30 protein-coding genes and 2 tRNA genes are annotated in these 19,419 nt (G+C 39.5%); 18 read left to right on the top strand and 14 right to left on the bottom strand.

Annotated features, from left to right (window positions below; genetic code table 11):
- Nucleotides 1-22: 22 nt before the first annotated feature.
- The 4 genes from J2S78_RS00800 to J2S78_RS00785 all read right to left on the bottom strand — a co-directional run bounded on the left by J2S78_RS00800 (nt 23) and on the right by J2S78_RS00785 (nt 2,980).
- Entirely contained in the window at nt 23-619 is a 597-nt protein-coding gene (locus J2S78_RS00800) for a hypothetical protein (RefSeq protein ID WP_306895384.1), read from the bottom strand.
- A gap of 322 nt (nt 620-941) precedes the next feature.
- The gene (locus J2S78_RS00795) at nt 942-1,799 is read right to left on the bottom strand and encodes a VOC family protein (RefSeq protein WP_306895382.1); all 858 of its coding nucleotides are present in this window, start codon (nt 1,797-1,799) and stop codon (nt 942-944) included.
- Between the two features lie 21 nt (nt 1,800-1,820).
- The gene (locus J2S78_RS00790) at nt 1,821-2,228 is read right to left on the bottom strand and encodes a DoxX family protein (RefSeq protein ID WP_125560210.1); all 408 of its coding nucleotides are present in this window, start codon (nt 2,226-2,228) and stop codon (nt 1,821-1,823) included.
- Nucleotides 2,229-2,668: 440 nt separating this feature from the next.
- Nucleotides 2,669-2,980: a winged helix-turn-helix transcriptional regulator gene (locus J2S78_RS00785; protein WP_306896963.1), complete on the bottom strand. Its 312-nt coding sequence runs from the start codon at nt 2,978-2,980 to the stop codon at nt 2,669-2,671.
- 479 nt (nt 2,981-3,459) lie between these two features.
- Here J2S78_RS00785 and J2S78_RS00780 point away from each other — a divergent pair, with 479 nt between their 5' ends.
- Entirely contained in the window at nt 3,460-3,978 is a 519-nt protein-coding gene (locus tag J2S78_RS00780; protein ID WP_306895377.1) for a hypothetical protein, read from the top strand.
- 128 nt (nt 3,979-4,106) lie between these two features.
- On the opposite strand, the gene J2S78_RS00775 is transcribed toward J2S78_RS00780, so the two are convergent.
- The 3 genes from J2S78_RS00775 to J2S78_RS00765 all read right to left on the bottom strand — a co-directional run bounded on the left by J2S78_RS00775 (nt 4,107) and on the right by J2S78_RS00765 (nt 5,260).
- The gene (locus tag J2S78_RS00775; RefSeq protein WP_306895375.1) at nt 4,107-4,646 is read right to left on the bottom strand and encodes an N-acetylmuramoyl-L-alanine amidase family protein; all 540 of its coding nucleotides are present in this window, start codon (nt 4,644-4,646) and stop codon (nt 4,107-4,109) included.
- 81 nt (nt 4,647-4,727) lie between these two features.
- Entirely contained in the window at nt 4,728-4,952 is a 225-nt protein-coding gene (locus J2S78_RS00770; protein WP_306895373.1) for a hypothetical protein, read from the bottom strand.
- A 5-nt stretch (nt 4,953-4,957) separates the two neighbouring features.
- Nucleotides 4,958-5,260 carry a sigma factor-like helix-turn-helix DNA-binding protein gene (locus tag J2S78_RS00765; RefSeq protein WP_306895371.1) on the bottom strand — a complete coding sequence of 101 codons (303 nt, stop codon included), beginning with the start codon at nt 5,258-5,260 and terminating at the stop codon, nt 4,958-4,960.
- A 301-nt stretch (nt 5,261-5,561) separates the two neighbouring features.
- On the opposite strand from J2S78_RS00765, the gene J2S78_RS00760 reads away from it, so the two are divergent.
- The 4 genes from J2S78_RS00760 (at nt 5,562) to J2S78_RS00745 (ending at nt 7,140) form a co-directional block, all read left to right on the top strand.
- On the top strand, nt 5,562-6,068 hold the full coding sequence (locus J2S78_RS00760; RefSeq protein WP_306895369.1) for a hypothetical protein: 507 nt from the start codon (nt 5,562-5,564) through the stop codon (nt 6,066-6,068).
- Complete coding sequence (locus J2S78_RS00755; RefSeq protein ID WP_306895367.1) at nt 6,049-6,237, top strand: hypothetical protein; 189 nt, start codon at nt 6,049-6,051, stop codon at nt 6,235-6,237. The genes J2S78_RS00760 and J2S78_RS00755 overlap by 20 nt, the downstream gene beginning before the upstream one ends.
- A gap of 109 nt (nt 6,238-6,346) precedes the next feature.
- Nucleotides 6,347-6,568 carry a hypothetical protein gene (locus tag J2S78_RS00750; RefSeq protein ID WP_306895365.1) on the top strand — a complete coding sequence of 74 codons (222 nt, stop codon included), beginning with the start codon at nt 6,347-6,349 and terminating at the stop codon, nt 6,566-6,568.
- A 326-nt stretch (nt 6,569-6,894) separates the two neighbouring features.
- Entirely contained in the window at nt 6,895-7,140 is a 246-nt protein-coding gene (locus tag J2S78_RS00745; protein WP_306895363.1) for a hypothetical protein, read from the top strand.
- Nucleotides 7,141-7,393: 253 nt separating this feature from the next.
- On the opposite strand, the gene J2S78_RS00740 is transcribed toward J2S78_RS00745, so the two are convergent.
- The 3 genes from J2S78_RS00740 to J2S78_RS00730 all read right to left on the bottom strand — a co-directional run bounded on the left by J2S78_RS00740 (nt 7,394) and on the right by J2S78_RS00730 (nt 8,771).
- Nucleotides 7,394-7,765 carry a phospholipase A2 family protein gene (locus J2S78_RS00740; protein WP_306895360.1) on the bottom strand — a complete coding sequence of 124 codons (372 nt, stop codon included), beginning with the start codon at nt 7,763-7,765 and terminating at the stop codon, nt 7,394-7,396.
- Nucleotides 7,766-7,801: 36 nt separating this feature from the next.
- Nucleotides 7,802-8,665: a S8 family peptidase gene (locus J2S78_RS00735; RefSeq protein ID WP_306895358.1), complete on the bottom strand. Its 864-nt coding sequence runs from the start codon at nt 8,663-8,665 to the stop codon at nt 7,802-7,804.
- 32 nt (nt 8,666-8,697) lie between these two features.
- Nucleotides 8,698-8,771 (bottom strand) — tRNA-Cys (locus J2S78_RS00730).
- Between the two features lie 314 nt (nt 8,772-9,085).
- Between J2S78_RS00730 and J2S78_RS00725 the strand changes: the two genes are divergently transcribed.
- A complete protein-coding gene (locus J2S78_RS00725; protein ID WP_306895356.1) occupies nt 9,086-9,340 on the top strand; it encodes a hypothetical protein in 255 nt (84 codons plus the stop codon).
- A 90-nt stretch (nt 9,341-9,430) separates the two neighbouring features.
- The gene (locus J2S78_RS00720) at nt 9,431-9,685 is read left to right on the top strand and encodes a hypothetical protein (protein ID WP_306895354.1); all 255 of its coding nucleotides are present in this window, start codon (nt 9,431-9,433) and stop codon (nt 9,683-9,685) included.
- 117 nt (nt 9,686-9,802) lie between these two features.
- Here J2S78_RS00720 and J2S78_RS00715 read toward each other — a convergent pair whose 3' ends face one another.
- From J2S78_RS00715 to J2S78_RS00705, 3 genes are all read right to left on the bottom strand, one after another.
- Nucleotides 9,803-10,588, bottom strand: a complete 786-nt coding sequence (locus tag J2S78_RS00715; RefSeq protein ID WP_306895352.1) for a phospholipase A2 family protein — start codon at nt 10,586-10,588, stop codon at nt 9,803-9,805.
- A 241-nt stretch (nt 10,589-10,829) separates the two neighbouring features.
- Nucleotides 10,830-10,903, bottom strand: a tRNA-Cys gene (locus J2S78_RS00710).
- A gap of 58 nt (nt 10,904-10,961) precedes the next feature.
- Complete coding sequence (locus J2S78_RS00705) at nt 10,962-11,213, bottom strand: glutaredoxin family protein (RefSeq protein ID WP_306895351.1); 252 nt, start codon at nt 11,211-11,213, stop codon at nt 10,962-10,964.
- Nucleotides 11,214-11,406: 193 nt separating this feature from the next.
- Between J2S78_RS00705 and J2S78_RS00700 the strand changes: the two genes are divergently transcribed.
- The 10 genes from J2S78_RS00700 (at nt 11,407) to J2S78_RS00655 (ending at nt 17,878) form a co-directional block, all read left to right on the top strand.
- Entirely contained in the window at nt 11,407-11,943 is a 537-nt protein-coding gene (locus J2S78_RS00700; RefSeq protein WP_306895349.1) for an RNA polymerase sigma factor, read from the top strand.
- Nucleotides 11,936-12,184: a hypothetical protein gene (locus J2S78_RS00695; protein ID WP_306895347.1), complete on the top strand. Its 249-nt coding sequence runs from the start codon at nt 11,936-11,938 to the stop codon at nt 12,182-12,184. Before J2S78_RS00700 ends, J2S78_RS00695 begins: the two co-directional genes overlap by 8 nt.
- Nucleotides 12,185-12,405: 221 nt before the next feature.
- Complete coding sequence (locus tag J2S78_RS00690; RefSeq protein WP_306895345.1) at nt 12,406-12,582, top strand: YvrJ family protein; 177 nt, start codon at nt 12,406-12,408, stop codon at nt 12,580-12,582.
- 374 nt (nt 12,583-12,956) lie between these two features.
- A complete protein-coding gene (locus tag J2S78_RS00685) occupies nt 12,957-13,376 on the top strand; it encodes a hypothetical protein (protein ID WP_306895343.1) in 420 nt (139 codons plus the stop codon).
- Nucleotides 13,377-13,868: 492 nt separating this feature from the next.
- Nucleotides 13,869-14,267 carry a hypothetical protein gene (locus J2S78_RS00680; RefSeq protein WP_306895340.1) on the top strand — a complete coding sequence of 133 codons (399 nt, stop codon included), beginning with the start codon at nt 13,869-13,871 and terminating at the stop codon, nt 14,265-14,267.
- 95 nt (nt 14,268-14,362) lie between these two features.
- Complete coding sequence (locus J2S78_RS00675) at nt 14,363-14,875, top strand: hypothetical protein (RefSeq protein ID WP_306895337.1); 513 nt, start codon at nt 14,363-14,365, stop codon at nt 14,873-14,875.
- A 113-nt stretch (nt 14,876-14,988) separates the two neighbouring features.
- Nucleotides 14,989-15,201 carry a hypothetical protein gene (locus J2S78_RS00670; RefSeq protein ID WP_306895335.1) on the top strand — a complete coding sequence of 71 codons (213 nt, stop codon included), beginning with the start codon at nt 14,989-14,991 and terminating at the stop codon, nt 15,199-15,201.
- A 171-nt stretch (nt 15,202-15,372) separates the two neighbouring features.
- Nucleotides 15,373-16,560 (top strand): CAP domain-containing protein, encoded by a 1,188-nt coding sequence (locus tag J2S78_RS00665; RefSeq protein WP_306895333.1) that lies wholly within the window; start codon nt 15,373-15,375, stop codon nt 16,558-16,560.
- 126 nt (nt 16,561-16,686) lie between these two features.
- Nucleotides 16,687-17,076, top strand: a complete 390-nt coding sequence (locus tag J2S78_RS00660; protein ID WP_306895332.1) for a hypothetical protein — start codon at nt 16,687-16,689, stop codon at nt 17,074-17,076.
- Between the two features lie 148 nt (nt 17,077-17,224).
- Complete coding sequence (locus J2S78_RS00655; protein WP_306895330.1) at nt 17,225-17,878, top strand: DUF4326 domain-containing protein; 654 nt, start codon at nt 17,225-17,227, stop codon at nt 17,876-17,878.
- 235 nt (nt 17,879-18,113) lie between these two features.
- Here J2S78_RS00655 and J2S78_RS00650 read toward each other — a convergent pair whose 3' ends face one another.
- Nucleotides 18,114-18,854: a hypothetical protein gene (locus tag J2S78_RS00650; protein WP_306895328.1), complete on the bottom strand. Its 741-nt coding sequence runs from the start codon at nt 18,852-18,854 to the stop codon at nt 18,114-18,116.
- A 116-nt stretch (nt 18,855-18,970) separates the two neighbouring features.
- Here J2S78_RS00650 and J2S78_RS00645 point away from each other — a divergent pair, with 116 nt between their 5' ends.
- A complete protein-coding gene (locus J2S78_RS00645; RefSeq protein ID WP_306895326.1) occupies nt 18,971-19,324 on the top strand; it encodes a YolD-like family protein in 354 nt (117 codons plus the stop codon).
- The last annotated feature ends 95 nt before the right edge of the window (nt 19,325-19,419 follow it).

Below are 19,419 nucleotides of genomic sequence, written 5' to 3'. Positions count from 1 at the left end.
TTTGCCCCCCCTATATTTTAAGCTACAGTCTGTTTTCCTGAAGTAAAAGGGTTCTCATATGCTGAAATATTTCTCGATTATACCGATCCCATGGTTTCGTCGAAAGCTTATGCATCACTTGACGTGCGCTCTTCTTTTCGTGGACGGCTTGAATACGATGGAATTTCTCTGCTAACATTTCCGAAAAATTCTCGTAGTAGTAACCGTAATTTATATTGTTATAGTGTTGTTTTCGTTTTTTTAATTTTCTTTTTTGAATGGTTGCTTCTGAAGCTTGAAGATAAAAATACTGATCGGCAAATCCGATTTTTTCATCCATAAATGCGTATTGAAAAGGTTCTATCTGTTTATAGGTATTCTTATCATGCTCATGCTGCAAGGAAGCTAAATGAATAAGCGGAGAAAATACATCTCCATCGAGAACAACGACAGCAAACTTCTTTGATTTTTCCTCCGCCAGCTGCCAGCGTTCTATCTGCCGACCACACTGTTTCCAGATGTCTTCATTCTGATCAACTGGGAGATTCGATATAATATAAGCCCCATATACATCCTGCAATTCCAGACATACGGTTGTTTTCCCTACAGCCCGTGGCCCTTCAACACAAATGATAGGCATGATTACCATCCCCTGCTTTTCTATACATTACCATCGTTCTTCCTTTTCATATCTGTTATGATGCCTTTTCCCTAAGAGCGCTTACTATAATCATTTCCCTGCAGTTTAACCTTCGGAAGACTGCATTGATTCATCTCTAGACCCTATTCTTTCTCTATTGTCTTACATTCGCTATGAGGGTCGCTTTATCCTGCTTTAATCATTGGCTGTATTAGAGATTATTGTTGATTAGCAGCATTCGCTATAAATTATTTTCTGTACCTATAATAAAAAGACCAAACAATCTTCCAGTGCAGGAGTCATTGTTTGGTCTTTGTTATATTTAAGCGACGACAAGTCTGATGCGATTACCAGATGGATCATCGGCAACGATTGTATTATTGTCGCATTCATACGATGCGTTCACTTTTTCCAGTCGTTCTTCTGCTTGCTTCAATTCCTTTTGACTCGCGAGAATGAGCGTGTATTCCTTTAACCCAACTGCTTTTTCCGGTGGCGGCGGAGCATTTTTACCTGCCCATATATTTAGGCCGACATGGTGATGATAACCACCAGCTGCTACAAATAACGCATGATCTTCTATATAAACCGTCGGATCAAACCCGAGCCCTTGCACATAAAACGTTTCGGCTGCTTCCAATTGACCGACATGCAAATGAACGTGGCCGATAACAGTTCCGGCAGGCATTCCGTTCCATTGCCTACCTTCTGCCTCTTGTAATAAACCATCCGCATCCAACGGTACGGTCGGAGCATGAACGTATCCTTCTTTATCATATTTCCACACACTGCGATCGCGGTCTCTATATAATTCCACGCCATTTCCATCCGGATCTGATAAATAAACAGCTTCGCTGAAATCATGGTCGGCTGCTCCTTGTAAAGGATAGCCTATCTCTAACAACCTGCGCAGTGCAAGTGCTAAACTTGGACGGTCCGGCACTAAAACGGCAAAGTGATATAGTCCGGTTGTTCGTTGCGGTTTGGATACAGCTTGATCTATTTGTTCTAGGACAATAAGCGTCGTCTCACCATCCACTGACAAATAAGCTACATTTGACGTTTGTTTTATTACTTGAAACCCTAATTGATTTTGATAAAAATGCAAAGAGGTCGATAAGTCCGAAATATAAAGAGTCACCTGACCAATTTTTGTCGTTGAGTGTAAGGATGTCTCCACGATTCCTTAGCCCCTTTCTCGTTAAAATAGAAGGGCATCTAGTGAGTACAGCCCACCACCGGTAAAGACAAATCCAATACCGATAACAAGCAGCATCAAATTATACTCATATCCGCCTTCTGTTGCCCAAAATCCATTCTGTCCGTGCACTTTTACAATAGCACCAATCATCGTGATTGCAATTAATATTCCTGCAACAGGAGTGAACAACCCAAATGCAAACAACAGCCCCCCTGCAAATTCTGCCAATCCTGCCAATAGAGCCATCGTATAACCTGGTTTAATTCCTATCGAATCAAAAAATCCACCTGTTGCTTTCAAACCATGGCCTCCGAACCAGCCAAACAACTTTTGAGTTCCGTGAGCAGCAAAGCTCACCCCAATCACTACTCGAATGAATAATAATCCTATACTTGCTAATACAGACAATTCATTTTCCCCCTATTACTACTATACTTACTTTTATTTAAGTAACTAAAATATATCAAGTTACTTTTAGTAAGTCAATAAAAAAATGAACTTGGAAAAAATCACCCAAAAAACGTTCCTATTTGGCGACATTCCCTGCATTGCAATCAGACGACCAGGCAGAATTGTTGAATTGCTGTTATTTCGTATTTGAGTGAAATAGTGATGACTTTCATTCGATACACGGACATTGGTTCCTTTATCGGGAGTAAAAACGGGATAACGGGATGGGACACGGACATCTGTTCCGCTAATGCCAGTTGAAAGGATTAGATTGCTAAGAATTCAAGGAAATATAGGAACATATGTCCGGAAAAAGGGGAACAACGGGGGAAAAGAGCAAAATAACGGATTAAATGTCCACGGCATTTTTATTCTCTAAACAACAATGCGTCTTTCGGTTATTTTCTCTCCACCCATTCATCTGCCCATTTTTGAACCTCGGTCAGAGCCGGGGTAATAGCTTGCCCTTTTTCTGTTAACGTGTACGTAATTCGCACCGGTGTGGTTGGGGTAACATCGCGTTTCAGCATACCCTGCTCTTCTAAATCTTTCAGCCTCTCGGTCAACATCTTTTTACTTATATCAGGAATCTGCTCGGCAATTTCATTAAATCGCGTCGGTCCTGCTTCCAATACCCGGATGATAATACCGACCCAACGTTTGCCGAGCAATTGAAATGCTTCTTCGAATTTTGGGCATAAGTTAGTCATTGCCACCACCAACACCTCCGTTCTTTCCTTCTCTTTTTATTATAATATATTTTATCCGTTACAAATAGTCCGTTATTAAAACAGAAATACAATCACACTTAAGATCACCCCTCCTATCGAAAACCGTGAGAACCTGCAACTACAGAAGTCGATGTTGGTAGATGGCGACGGGGTATCCGTCATCTTATCGGGGAAAACAGGTACCTCTTTATTTTTGGTCGCATTTTATTTCGAACACAAAATAGCGACAAACCGGCTGCCCTATCAAAAGGCAGTCGGTTTTTTTAAAACAACACCCGATCACACCAAAAACTAAAGAACGTTATTCTTTTGAATACGATAACCTTTGCCTTGAAATTTGCTTTGAATGGCGTAATACCAAATATCCTGGTTAATCTTTACCATTACCTGTTTCCGTACATGGATGGTAATTTTTGTGTTAAAATGAACATAATGTTATTGGAAGGTGGTGGCGTGAGATGACCAAAAAACCATTTATTTTTATTGCTATGGTGATAATAATCGTTTTTATTTTTATTGGTTATAGTAAGTACAGCGAGTATCAAAATCGATTGGAAGCAAGTATCGGAAACAATTTACATAACCTTCTTGTTCGTTACGATGACATTGCAAGCCTTGAAGACATTTCAGAAGATAACTTGAATGATATAAAAAGTAAAATGGAATCCATAAGTGTAATTTCAAAAAATTTGGATGTCGCGTATGGAACACCAGTGCTTATTAATACTTCTGAACATTTTAACGAACTTATTGAGGCTGTCGATTCAAACTATACTAATAATCCGGAAATCAGCAAATCTTATTATCAACAATTAATTAAAAAAATTGATGAAATGGAAAATATCGTCTACGACAATTATTATGCGAACAAACATAGTGAAAGTGGCATACCGAATTTAAATGTGAACGTAGAAGAATTAAATAATTTCAATGAAGAACTGGATGAATACCTAGAAACTGAAAACATCTCAAACTAGCTTTTTAAGTTAATTGTAACTTCCTTATGGTGAAAGTGTTTATCTTATTAAAAAAAGCAACCGTCAGGATTACCCATAACGGTTGCTGATGTTACAGTTTAATAAAGAGGTTAAAATACATCTCGATTTTAAATGAAATAGTTTTTAAGCGCATTAACAATTTCATCGGACATTTCATCTTGCCAAGAAGAATTTTCAACTTGCCCTTGGGTAATTCTCGCCATTTCTAACAAAACCTTTGGACAGTCTTCATCAGTATCCCGTAGTATCGCAAAGTTACCGTCATGCGTTGGGATATGCCCCATTTCAACAGCTATATCATTTGCTAGTGCTTGTGACCCAGCAGTACCATAACTACTCTGGGTGAACGGCCCTACAATACCTCTATAGGTATTCAAATGCAAACTAATCAAGGCGTCGTAATTACTAAAATTGGCGTTAACATAATCCACACGATTATTGATATCCTCAGCATCATCGGAGCCACCAAAATCATCATCCCCGAAACGTGTTGAATAAACAAAAGCTCCTTCGCCTTTTAATTTATTACGCACTTTTGTGTGTACGTCTAGGGTGATATCTTTTTCTTGCCTTCCCCCTGAAGTTGTCCCGGGATAACTCCCACCGTGCCCTGCATCCACTACAATGTACTTGTTCCTAATACTCATTTTATATTCCTCCTTTTTAATGGGTTCAATATATAAAAAGAAGGAAATGATTAAAAATCAAAATTACAAAGAAAATCTTTATTAATCTTTTTTATCCTTGTGTTTTTCAATGTAATCAAAAAAGCCTGGGGCTTGTATATCTTTTAATAAATTTCTTTTCTCAAAAATCTTTAACTTTATTTCTTGTTCTAAATCTTCTCTTTCATAGGGAGGAGTATGGTGCAATACTCTTTTTATCTTCGGTTCAAAATTTTGAATCAACATGTCAATACATTGTTTATCCTCTTCTTCATAATGATCTGACATTTTTTTCACTCCCCTATATAGGCTTTTCTTAATCTCTCCAAACCTTTTTTATGATTGTAAGAAATGACTTGTTTTGATTCGTCTAAATATTCACTAATTTCATCGTTAGTAAATTGATACAAATATATTAAATTGAGTATGTGTCTTTGCTTAGGTTTCAATTTAAACCATTCTGAATATACATCTGAATTTATTAAAGTTTCTTGAATTGTTTTGTTGGTGACCTCATCTATCATTTGGTCATCATCTTTAATTGTCTCTTTCACCGTAATCGTCTCATCCCCCTTATCAATCGGAGCATCAAGCACCAATTGATATCTTGTTTTATATTTAGACACCCTTTTGTCAAAGTCTATTGAGTAAAAATAGATTAACTTATTCATATAGGAGATGATTACTTTTTTATGATGCTCCTTAATACTGCATTTAACTTTTTACGGTTTCGAATAGAAGGAGTAATGATATAATTATTTAAGCAAAACAACAACAGACCGTGACTGTCTAACACCCTGAACCGACCGTCTTTCTAAAAGGCTGTCGGTTCTTTTTTTTGGCTTTTTTGGTACAATCGACAGGGTATGTATCGTATCAGTCGCAAGGAGGTATTGGATGAGAGTAACCATCCCAACCAAAGACGAAAAAGAAACATATAACGGCACGGTTCAAGCTATTCATTCGATGGATGTAAAAACCCTTGTCCAATGGTTCTTTGATTGGAGAGAGGAGTACAAACATCCAGATCGGCATGTACATAAGTTAATAGTGGAAGGGTATGATAAAATAGAAGGCGCTGTATCGTTTGCCTATGACGAAGGCTTTATTTTGGTGGAATATTTAGAGAATGCATATTATCATTATCGAAAAGAGAAAAGCCCGCTATTGATTGCACCCCCGATCCTTGCTGCGCTGTGCCAACTCAGTGAAGACGCCGGATTTGAAGGGTATGTGTGTATCCAAACCAAACAACAAGATGATTTAAAGAATTACTATGCGGAATTTGCTTATGCTGTAGATATTGGAAACGCTCGTATGATTATTGACGATGTTGCGTCGCAACGCCTGATTAGCGTATACTTAAACAAAGGAGGGGATACTCATGGTCAAGATCAAGATTAATACCAGGTCCAAACGTGATCTCTCTCGGAAAGAATTAGCCGGTGTCATTGATAAAGAACATCACGGCATCTATGCTTATCCTCATCAATCAGAAGCCGAGCGCGAAGAAACCCGCCGGCTTGTTCGAAACTATAAAGAGCAAAAGAAAAAAGCAAAGCAAAAGTCCTGATAACCCCAATACCGGTGCGTCTTAAAAGGCGTATCGGTTCTTTTTTTTATATAACCAAACCCGCCCCGTATCTCTCCAAAGACCAGAAACAGACCAAGGAGGTTTCCCCGTGAATAAACCAGATGTTGCCAAGCACTTGAAGGACAAAGAATATCAAATACTGCTAACCGCCTACCAAAAACACAATGCTTCGATGGGGTTTGAAAAACGTCAGAAATATGATTTCTCGAACATCGTGAAAGTCGAAAGTCATCCTGAACAAAACTGTCTCCATGTTCACTACAAAGACGGTGAGTGGTGGCATTACACACCCCAGGGAACCTGGTATTAGTCTTATCATGCTGGACCGTTGTAAACGCTTATATGCTTACTCGCGAAAAAACCCGCCGACTTGTTCGAAACTATAAAGCGCAAAAGAAAAAAGCAAACATTTACTTAAATAAAAAAAGTGGCTCTTCCCTATTAATTGTGTAAAAATAACCAATGTTTGGTTAGTGTCTTTTCCATAAAATGGGGTTCATATTATACTACACATGTATGCTGATTAGAATCAAAAACGGTTTTCATTGTATGAGAATAACCAATGTATAGGGTTTGTATTATGCTATATGCAGGAAAATAAAGGTTTCAATTATTTATAAAGAAGGAGCGTTTAAATTGAAAGGAAAAATGTTTTTACTTATTACCTATTGGATTTTGATTATCATTGGATTAGCTTCCTATTATTACGCTTTTATTGAATATGGTTTTGGGGTTACTGTAATGATAACGTTTGTTAGTGGTCTAGGAGCTATTCTCATTGCAAATGCTATAAAAAATCGCTTTTTAATCATACTGGGTGTTTTTCTATTCGTAAGTTCATTTATTTTTATAGGAATTATAGCTTTGATAGAAATAATTTAACGGCGTGTTAAAGAACCTGGAAGATACATTCCCAGGACCTGCTATACATTACCGTTATCGCATATTGAGCAACTGTCGTTTTTTCGTATCATCTCCAAGTAGAAATGATGAAAAGTACGAATTCCTCCCCGTTTCCGTTTTCATAACCTTTATTAGGGATATAAGATTTTGTACGTTAAATAGAAAAAGGACTGACAAAAGGTTTTTTAACCTTTTAAATCAGCCCCTTTGTTTAAGCTAAAAGTTATCTTTATTAATCAAGAGCGCATGTGTTACGCACTTCATCCAAAAAAATACCAGTGGAGATATAAGTACTACCTATATCACTTGTGTTTGCCACACAATCTTGTAAATCTTGGTGACATTCACATCTACTTTTTCGGTTATAATAAAGACAATTGTCATGTGTTAGACAACATTCATCGGTGTCATTAATAGGTGTACCACCTCCAAGATCTCTTCCGACTCCGCATGCTTGTCCACAGTAATTATACACAGTATATTCAGGTTCAGGTTGACCAGGTCCGATTCCATCTGTCGCAAACCTACAACAGTTGTCAATACAATTCACATCGACTTGTAGATATACTTCTTCTTGAATTGGTTGGTTTTGATTATTTTTCATTTGTATTTCCTCCAAATTTATATTTTGTAAAACGTATTATTTAACAAATGTCGAACAATGAACAAGAGAAACATTTTCACCTTTTGCTTGTTTTTTAATAACTTGATTAATTTCGTCTGATGAGTAGATGTTTAATACCAAACTCAACACCCCCGATACATGGGCAGCAGCCATTGACGTTCCGGAAAGGTTTACATGTTTATTGTTCGGCGCTGTAGAAAGTACATGGACACCAGGCGCTAAGAAATTCAGTTTGTCGTTTTCATTAGAGAAAGGTGCTATTTTTCTATCCTCATCTATTGCTCCTACTTGAATAACTTCTGAAAAATAACTAGGATACAATACATTTTTTGTTGGAGAATCATTACGGCTTCCATAGTTTCCTGAAGCACCTACTATGAAAATGTTTTCTTCCTTCGCTCTTGCTAATGCTTTTTTTAACTCTGGGTTTTCACTAGTAGATCCTAAAGATAAATTAATAATATTGACTTTTTCGCCATTCTTCCCTTTCCAATTCATAGCGAAGTAAATGGCCTCTATCACGGCGGAAAAAGAATTAATTTTAACGGAATCGAATGCTTTTAGAATAAGCAATTTTGTAGAAGGGGCGACCCCGATAATTCCATTTGAATGATTGTTTGCAGCAATAATACCGGCTATATGAGTCCCATGTGATACGGTATCCTGGACAACATAAGGGTCGTTATTATCCGTGAAATTAAACCAATCAATAATATTTGAATGAAGGTCTCTATGATGGATATCGCATCCGGAATCAATGATTGCTACAACGGTACCTTCCCCGTGATACGAGCGATCCCATAAATCAGGAGCTCCAATGGTATTTACACCCCACGGGATGCTGTTCGTATTATTAGAAGGATGCATGTCTTGAATCATCTACTCGTTTTGCCACCTCCTTGAATTAATTTTGGAGGCGATGCCCGGATTCGAACCGGGGTTCAAGGTTTTGCAGACCTCCGCCTTGCCTCTTGGCTACATCGCCAGACCCTTTAATGATCTTTCACATATAAAAGAAAGAAAGTTACGTTAAATAACAACCTTTGATAAAAATAAATGTGCGAGCATGCCAAAGGTACCGGCCGCATCCAGAATGTGAACAACTATAGCGATCGCTTGAAAAGATGGTTTGAATGTTTCATTGAGGGAATACTTGTTGTTAGCCACATGTTCTCAATATAATTCTCATGTGTTAAGCTTTAATTAATAAAATTTTCCATTCGTTAATTGGTTCTTGTTTATGGGAAGAAGTTTTTAGCAGAGAAAGGTATATAATAGAGAGGAGGAATTGGAAGGAGTATGAATAGATATGGAATACTATCGTTATTGTTGGTCGTTATTAATGTTAGTTTTTATTTACTCGTAAGAGGACCCACCTACAATTTAAGTTTCTGGGTAGCTATTCATTGTACATTATCAACACTTGGAATTGTTTTTGCCATTTTTTCAAAGAAAAAGTTACCAATGAGTGCAGGAATTGCACTAAATGGTTCTGTATTTGCATTAACATATGTAATGGTGTGGGTAGATAGCCTAGATGATTGTTACTGTTAAAGCAGTCATAACATCAATACATTTAAATTTACTGCCAAAACCTGATTAAAAAGCATTTCACATAGAAAAAATTAGGGAGGGGGTTGGAAGATGAATAGATATGGCATCTTATCTTTATTAATGGTAGTTATTAATGTTAGTTTATTCTTCCTTTCAACAGGGCCTAATAACAATTTGAGCTTTTGGGCAGGTATATTTTGTACATTATCAACTTTAGGAGTTGTTTTTGCCGTTATCTCAAAGAAATGGGCACCATTGTTGGCAGGAATTATATTAAACGGTGCAACGTTTGCAATGACAATTTTGCTTATTTTAGCAAGTAGTCTTGGTGAGTGTTTCTGCTAGAATAAAGTTAACGTGTTCTGGAAGTAGAGCCTCTCCCCTGATGAAAAAGAACTTTTCATACAATAAATAAACAGCGAACGATGAAATTATCGAACGCTGATCATTTATATGCAAATACTAACAATGACGAGTCATTTGGATTTGAAATGCAATTATCATACGGCTACCTCCGGCCTCATCTGTGAGCCGAGCACAATCGATAAAATCTTGGTCACAAGAACAACGGAGTGGATAGCCAGGGGTTTCCTTATAGCAGCAATCATGTATCTTACAGCAAGCATCTAAAAAGTTTACTGTTTCAAGTAAATCTGTACACCCACCCCCGCAGTTTTCACCACACCAGTTGTAAGTGACAAGGGGGTTGTCTCTATCTCCGTTATAACGAAATTCACAACATGTTCCAGTGCCATCCCATTGAAAACAGTAAATATCTGTGTCTTGTGCAGATATATCACCTTCTTTATTTGAGACTTCTAAATAGTCCGGAATTACAAGTTCAGTATCCACTGGTTTATCAATAGATTTGGAAAACGCGACTACGCCGTCGTCAATAGAAGTTTTGTGCTTCACTGTTTTGGCATCTTTTTTTTCTAAAACTTCCGAATCAATAGTAAAAAAAGACTTGCTGTTTTCACTTTTTTTCCACACTAATTCTGTCAGCTTAATTAAAATGTTATCTGCATATTTTAGATAGAGAGTCGTTTCATGAGGAATTTCATCTTCCTTTTCTGCTTTGTCCTCATGAATAACTTCAAATCCTTTAGACTCATCATGAGCACGATCGTCTAATGGAGTCGTTTCTTCAATTTTTTCAACAGCCAGTTTAAAAGATTCTCTGTTGGTGAAGCTTGAAATAAGTGTAGATAGCTCGTCTCCAGTAATCACACGTTCATAAATACTCATATACATACTCCTCTTCAATTTCTCCATCTCTTTCTTCAATCTCCGTGAAAGGCGTTCTAGTCCCTTCTAATTGAAAAAATTCTTCTCGATTTTTTTGACCCTGAAACTTCTTTAGCTTCAAAACATCCCATAGATCGGGAGCCCTAATAGCTTCTATTCCCCAGGGTATATTTCTCATACTATTGGAAAAATAGATATATTAAATCATCTACTCTTTTTCTCACCTCCATAAATTAATTTGTGGAGGCGATGCCCGGATTCGAACCGGGGTTCAAGGTTTTGCAGACCTCCGCCTTGCCTCTTGGCTACATCGCCCTGTTCTTTCAAGGTTCACTCGGTAAAGAAAGAACAAGGCTGGAAATAACAACCCTCATTAAAAAAGAATGAGGTTTTCTAAGTGTTCACGTTGGAATCCTTGAATCTTCTCCTGATTTCCATTTTGATCTGTCACGATCGTATAGGGGGTTCCGCGTCCTCCTAGATTGATGAACTCCTCTTTGTTTTTTTCCCGAGACACATCTTTCTTTTCAAAATCAATATTGTTTTGATTCATCCATTCTAGCTGCCGGTGACAATGAACACATGTCTCCTGAATGTAAACCGTCACTTCTTTATTTTCACTCATTTTACCTCTCCTTTCATCGCTTCTATTTAACAAAGAAGAAAAAACAAACCAAAATACAACCTAAAAAATGAATTTTTAAGGGTTGTTGTTAAAATAATTTTTTTGTCTTTACTTGATAGATTGCTATTTGAAAAATTTAGGCAATTGTGTTACTTTTCCAATAGAACATGTGTTCGTAAAAAGGAGTGATTCTATGAAAACCTATTGTTCTCATCATTCAAAACTCCCTTTTGAATCTCACTGGACAACATTTATTAAGAAAGAGGAGTACGAGCATCTATTTCGGGAGTATATTCTTCATCCTACAACATTTAAAAAAGCCCTCTTACAGTCAAAATTTTATCAATTCGTACAGGAACAAAGACTGGTTGCTTATATGTCAAAATCGATTCATTACACAGCTGTTAACTTTGATAAAAAGGCACGTCTTTTTTCTGAAAGAAACCAGGTATGGCTGGATCAGCCTATGGAGGAAGGCGGTACACCTAAAGATTTGCTTTCTTCAGATGAAGAAAGCAATGGTTTATCACTAGAGAGCCATTTGTCTTCTCAAAATCTTTATAAAGCCTGGATGGCTCTGACGTCGAAACAACAGGATGTTTTATCGTTATCATTTGTTTACGGCTATACAGACGGAGAAATTGGCCATATATTTGAACAGTCTCAACAGTCTATTTCCAGGATCAAAAACAGAGCATTTGTTCAATTAAGGAGATATTATGATGAGTGATAGTAAATCTATAACAAATATGGTTGAGAATATTCAGAAATACGAACCTGAGCAAAGCGCAAGCGATATGGCATTAATGATCCAGCGTTTTGAACCTAAAATTAAAAAAGCCATCCTTCAAACCAATCCAGAAGAACGGGCGGATTTGGAACAGGAATTAAAAATAAAAGTGATTATACTTGCTCTGCAATATAAATGGGCGGAAATCCCTGATATATCAAACTATCTGCGTACGGACTAATAGAATTCGGAGTACAATACGTGAAGGGTGTGATTATTTGAATCAAGAAGTGTTTGACTGTCTATGCGATTGTCGATGTTTAAGTTCTACGATTTCGACTATGTTGGAAAATAACCAATTAACCACGGAAGAAAAAGCACTACTTTATGATACGCTATTACATGTACAACGAGCAGCGAATACGATTCAAGATTTTTGCACAAATCATAATGGGGACAAAAATGATGGAATATGTTGAGATCATAAATAGAGTAGGTTTTCCCATTGCTGTTACGGTGTATGTGTTATTTCGATTGGAGCGAAAAATTAATATGCTTATTTGTGTCATTCATGAAGAACCCCGAAATACAACGAATCATTGTGAAATGCACGTTTATGGGAAACAAAAACGAAAATAAAATATTCAAGGGAAAATCCTAAACCGATCAGCTTTTCTGAAGCTGGCGGTTTTTTTTATAAAACCAGACCCGCCCCGCACCCGGAACAAACCCGAATTTAGACGCCGCCGACATCAGCCATTTGATTCAAAAAGAAAGACAGGAGGCAAAAGAAAAGGTACAGCAGCTCACCGATATCCAGGAAGACAGCGAAGCTCTGGCTTACTGGCAGGGGCGCGTCGACGCCACCGAAAATATTTCAAAGCGCATCAGATGGGAGCGATATAACCGCAGCTGAAGGAACCTAGTATCAATCTTACACGAAAACGCCCCGTCGCTTACGCTCCGGGGCCGGTACATAAAACAAAGACAATAAAAACCAGGAGGGTTTCTCTATGAATTTCGAAGATATCAAACCAAACCAAAACCTCTACTTTCTTCACCGCGACGCCTATAACGTGAACGATCCTCAGCAGCTTATCATCGACATAGAGGTTGTCCAAAAAGGAAACGAGCTATGGGCCCGTAGTAAAAAAGGAGAATCTATCTCTCTCGAATTCGAACTGACGCCCGATACGCTGTCCGAAATGACCGAAGGGTTCTGCCCGTCCCTGTTCGAAACAAGAAGGGCGGCCCAGCAGTGTTATGATCACGACGTCAACGCCAAGGCCGAAAAAATCATGAACATGCCGACCGAAGACTTCGCCACGAAACTTTTTGTTGCCTGGTGCGGCGGCGACATACCAGATGAAGAAATCGCCGCCGCCATGAAAGACAGAATCAAAGACGTTACAGGCGTCGACCTGAAAAGCTAAGATCCGCACGCAGCGAAACCCGCTGCGTGTTTTTTTTTATAAAACCAGACCCACCCCGTATCTTCTGGAGTACCAGACTATTCTTGTCTGATGTTTTAAAACCCTAAACCCTTTGATGGAACAGCAAAGACGGGGCAGACCTCCGGGGCGTCTATCCGTCCGGTTTGGGAGGCTATGACTTCATGTCACATGGTTATGACCTCTAGTCACAAACGGTCACAAATCTATGTCCCCGTACCACAGCCATATGACATTAGGACACAAACGGACACCCTCATGTGACATTTTGTCACAGCTATAGAACCCCATATCATACCTCATACCGGGCCGCATCGTATAACTTTGCGGTAATGCGACCCATTCACTGGACCGCCTATCACACCAGGGCGGCGGGGTATGTCACGTACCTGTGTCTCCATGTCACAGCCCACGCCTTTCCCGAAACACCGGTCGTTTTATATCGCTATGCTAAATAAAAAAGGAGATGTTTTGATGAATTCAAAAAATAGCACACTAACGAATACAGAGTTGACCCAAATCAGAGAACGGACCGACAATGCCGCCCCGGGGCCCTGGGAGATCGGTAGAAAATCACCAAACGGCGCCAATAACATCGGAACACTAAACGGCATATTAACAGCACAGACAACAAAGGACGAAAACGCCGTTTTCATTGCAAACGCCAGAGCAGATGTTCCAAACCTCCTCTCTCATATCGCACAGCAGGAAAAAATCATACAGAAATACAAACACACCATCAAAAACATGGACGCCCTGGTGGACTACGTTAGATACAGTGAAAAAGACAAAGGGTTGGACACCCAATACATTACTAATGAAATAACCAGACTCATAGCCGATTTAGAACAAAGAACACATCTAATAACATAAGCAACCAGAGGGCGAATAAAATATTCGCATTTATATATGCGAATGCGGCTGTTAAACTTTGCTGAATTAAAAGGAAAGCTAGGAGAGATTGAAAAATGAGCTGGGAAGAAATATCTCGCAGAGAGTATCCATGTACCTGCGGTAAAAGTACCTATACAGAAATAAGGGAAATGGACGACTGGAATAGAAATAGAGAGCATATAATCATAAATTGCCCCACATGCGAAGAAAAGGAAAACATCGCTAAAGCTGAAAAAGAAAGAAAACAAGCTGAAAATAGAGAACACTTAAAAGAGCTTGTTTTAGAAATAAAACCATATTTTGAAGAACATTACATGCAGAAATGGCTTGATTACTTTGTTTCAGCAAAACATAAAAAAGCAGCTTGGATGTTAGCGAAGGAAATAAATATTGAACGTCAAAGCCTATCTTCGTTTTATCAATCACATAAAGGTTTAAGTGTGGATGATTATGTCAGAAGTCTTGCAAATCCTCATAATATGCTAAAAATCATCGAGGTTCTAAACATTAATGACAATTCATTTATAAAGAAGGTCGAGAAAGCAATTGACTTGAATAAATCAGTATATATGCTCAGGTTTTATTAGAGGTAAGGGGTAAAAGGTTCTTATTTTTGAATAAACAAAAAACCCCTATAAAATAACAAAAATGGTACAATATAGTTAGAAAACACGTCTTAAAAAACAAGGGAGGAGTTGCGGTGGAGTTTCTAAATCATATGGACGGTTCCACGATAACTCTCATCGTAGGAGGATTCATGCTTTTCGGAAGTTTCGCCACGATAAACAGCCGCAGCACGTCAAAATTCGATCACGATTTTGCTTTCCTTCTGCTAATCGCAGGCATTATTTGTATCGGCTTTGGATCGGGTATTATTAATAAATCACAACTCCAAAGCCTGTGGCCGGGTTAGCATGACGCCATCATCCTTGTGCCATGCAGATCAAGAAATAAAAAACCCACCCCTGACACAAAAACAAGGGTCAAAATATCATAAAAGTGCTGCCAGAGAATGAGTGGGTTTTTTCAAAAAATAATGTGATAAAATAAGAAAATAATACCAAAACAAGAAAGGATAAAAAAAATGAAAAAACATACAAAACTTATTATCGGAGGGGTGCTTGGAGTCGGTCTGGTCGCTGGAAACACAGCCAGCGCCGACAACGTAGAAAACTTCCAGGACATTGACACCGACTACTGGGCAGCGGACGCCATTGAATGGAGTCATGAATCGAATGTCATCAGTGGTTATGACGATAACACTTTTCGACCAAGTAACGCTCTCACCGAAGCTCAGTTCGCCAGTATCATTAAAAATTATTACAACGACAGTCTTGATGAAGGGGAAACATCAGAAAACCCGGACCACTGGGCAGATGATGTATATGACACATTAGAACCTTATGGTATACCGCTCAAAGGCTATAACGACAACAGCGCTCGGAACGAAGACGTTACAAGAGGGGTCATCGCGGAAACCATCGCCGCGCTGCATCAAAAAGACCCCGGTCTGGAAGTCGCGGTGGATTACCTGTTTGATGAGGGCCTGACAACCGGTAGCCGAGACGGCGATTCCAGAATGGATCGATACGCGCCCAGCCACAGCTTAACCCGTGCTCAATTTGTGGTCTTTCTGAACCGAATCGAAGAGGAACAGGGTCCTGTTATTAATACCCCTGAATCATCAGACGATGAAACCGGGGAAAACGATGAAGAAGAGAGCAAAGAAGACGACAGCGATGCTGATAACGAATCCGATGAAGGTAAAACAGTCGATGAACTCGAACAGGAAGTTATCAAATTAACAAACGAAGAACGAGAAGCCGAAGGCCTTGACCCGCTTAAACGTCATGAAAAACTCTCAGAGGCCGCACGGGACAAATCCGAAGACATGCGGGACAATATCTATTTGGAGCATGAAAGTCCAAAATACGGCAGTCCGTTTGACATGATGGAAGACTACGGCATTGACTACGGAAGAGCCGCTGAAAACATTGCCAGCACATCATCCCCCTCCCCAAAGAGAGTGGTAGACAGTTGGATGGCATCCGAGGGGCACCGGAAAAACATCATGAACTCTAATCTCACTCACATAGGAGTAGGATTAGCAGATGGCGACAAGGGGACAGGGCGCTGGACTCAAATGTTTATCAGCACTGTAGATTCTAACAGCCATCAAGAAACCAATGGAGTCAGCGAAGCTGAAGAAGCTGAAAGACTGGAAGAAGAAAACGCCCGACAGGAAAATGTCACCATCGAACTGACCGAATAAAAATATCTCCAACGACCTCTTAAAGAGAAGCAGAAACCCTGCTTCTCTTTTTTTTATGCCTTTTTTCGAGACAGTTTACTCTACCAACCCTTTTATAAAACATCTGAAAAAAAGGAGTGCTTTCCCATGCCAAGCCCTATCGACAGCATCAACCTTCATCAAAACAGGCCAAACGAAACACCCGAGGCGCTCGATCGCCGCGTGAAACTCACCACAGACGATAAGCAGGCCATCCGTGACACGTATTTTGCCACCCCCGAAAAACAACGTCCAACCATGACAGCCCTCGCCGCCAAACATAACGTAGACCGGCGGTTAATCCAATTTATCTTGTTTCCCGAACGCGAAACTCGGCACAAAAAATTAGCCCAGAACCGCCAAAAGAACGGTCGGTATTATAATCGGGAAAAAGGCCGGAAGAACATGCAAAATTACCGCGCCTATAAACGGGAATTAATACAAGAAAAAAAGCTAGACCCATCTTTATCCAATAAAACAAACAAAGCAGATACCTAAATCCGAACCGTCCGTAGTCCCGTCCGTCTATGCCATTAATTTAAGCCATGTATCCAAAACCCTTTTATTTTTTCCGATAATACTTCTGAACAGCAAAATAAACGATATAAAAGGAGCTTCATAAAATAAAAAAACAGGAGGGTTTCTCATGGCCAAAACAACCGTCGTCAACAAAAAACACGAAGCCTTTAATGTTTATATCGGCCGCGGCTCTAAATGGGGTAATCCATTCTCACACTTGGACCATACGAAGGCCGCGTATAAAATCGAAAGCAGAGAAGCATCGATTGAGGCATACAAAAACTGGTTGATGAACCAACCCGATCTTTTAGACAGCCTTCACGAACTGCAGGGCCAAACACTGGGATGTTTTTGCAAACCACACCCCTGCCACGGCGATATTTTGGCTGAACTAGCCGATGCAGGGGTGAAACCAAAAACTCCATCGACAACGCTGCACATTGGCTTTACCGGGCACTGGTCAACCAAACTGGGCGGGTATAATCTTCATCATCCAGGATACACAGCCCTGCAGCGTGATCTCGAAGCCTATATCGAACGAAATCTCAGGTCTGGCTATAACATCGTCGGTCACTCAGGCCTGGCTCTTGATGGGGACACAATCTGGTCGAAAGCTATTCTGGCCATGAAAACCAAACATTCTGATCGCGTACAGTTTCATGCTGAAATCCCAATGAACGAGCAGCCAAGCGCATGGGTAACCAAAACGATATCAATTTTTGGCACAAACAGGTTGAACAGGCCGACCAGACAACCCTCTACGGCTCTCTGGAAAACGTAAACCCAACCAATCGCCGTAAAGAGGCGGCCCGATTGTTAAACGAACGCAATCACGGTATGGTCGACCACTGCGATATGCAGAGAGCAAAAACATACCGACCTATATCGTCCACCCCGGTGTTTATTTCTGATACCGGATTTTTTTATGAGTATAAGAAATAAAAAAAACAGGTGGTGTTATCACACCGCCTGTTCCATCACGTCGCCGTGATTTTCTTAATAATCAGCTGCAGCGATTAATGATTGTTAAACGTGTTCACGCCTAATTCCCCTGTCACAGCAAACACCGCATCATCGTCCGTGTCCTTTTCACCCCATCCTTTAAACACCGATGCACCGTTCCAGTGAATCACCGTTAAACCATTTGTAAGCACAAGTTTCACATGCTGTTTGTCTGCGCCCATGTAAAACACCCGGCGCGTATCGCTTTTCGCGATCACAGCGCTGAACAACGGCTTCGCAAAACCATGGCCAAACGGCGCCAGTGTCTCGAAGAACCGCACCGCCTCCCAAAGTGCAATTGTGGTTATTTTTATTGTCATAATCTCCGATGAATGTCTATCCGTAATCAAAGCCCTCACGAAACCAAAAAGTGTAAAGTATAACAGTGCTAATCCGATAAAAATAAACAAATATGCGATTAATCGAAAATCAGAGATCACTTGGAAAACAGGAAGTGATACAAACACCGTCATTGATCCAATGATAAATAGTACAAACAACGCAAAACTAATTTTCCCTATGTATGAAATAAACGAACGTTGAAATATATTTTTTTCTTTTTGCAGTTCACAATAGCAGAAAAAGTGAAGCGCTAGAAAAACAATAGTGATGACACATATAAAATATCCCTGAGAAAGAACCTGCCCTCCAACTGTCTTAATAACAAATACATTTTCAAGAAGCAAATCTGATATCAGAACTGCCAAAATAAGCAAACATACAATACTTACTTGAGCGGTTGTCCATTTAGACATCTCATCCCCCACTCCCTGTCTTTTTTTCCTTATTGTATCACTCACGTTTATTGGAAAAAATTAAAGGTTTTAAAAGAACATTTGTTCCCATATAATAAAAACAGGAGGGATGACTAATGAAAGGAAATAAGTTGACACCAGGATCTAATATGCGCTGGGAATCTTCGCGCATGATTCTGCCGGAACATCGGGAACAATGGCTGAAACACCAAGAAAAACATAACAAAGCCAAAAAGCCCGAGCTCGATCCACAACGATGGGAAGAACTTGAATGGCTTCTAAGTGACGCAATGCGCAATAATGACTCACTTCGTTTCACATACTGGCAGGATGGATTATTCTTTGAAGTCATTGGGGTTTGTCACTACATTAACCACGCCCAACAACAATTTCATTTAATGACGCAAGACGGCGTCCATTACCTTTCCTTTCACAAACTCGTTAATGTTGACCTATACAAAGCACAATAACCTAGGATCGTTGCATGACATGCCTTTTTCCAAACAAAGAAATACCACTATGCCGATGTGTAAAATAACAAAAATCGGCAAGAATGGTTATTAAG

The sequence above is a fragment of the Salibacterium salarium genome (assembly GCF_030813635.1).
GTDB classification, from domain to species: domain Bacteria; phylum Bacillota; class Bacilli; order Bacillales; family Marinococcaceae; genus Salibacterium; species Salibacterium salarium.
The sequence above is the reverse complement of the archived record's forward strand: the minus strand, read 5'-3'. Positions and strand labels throughout refer to the sequence as shown.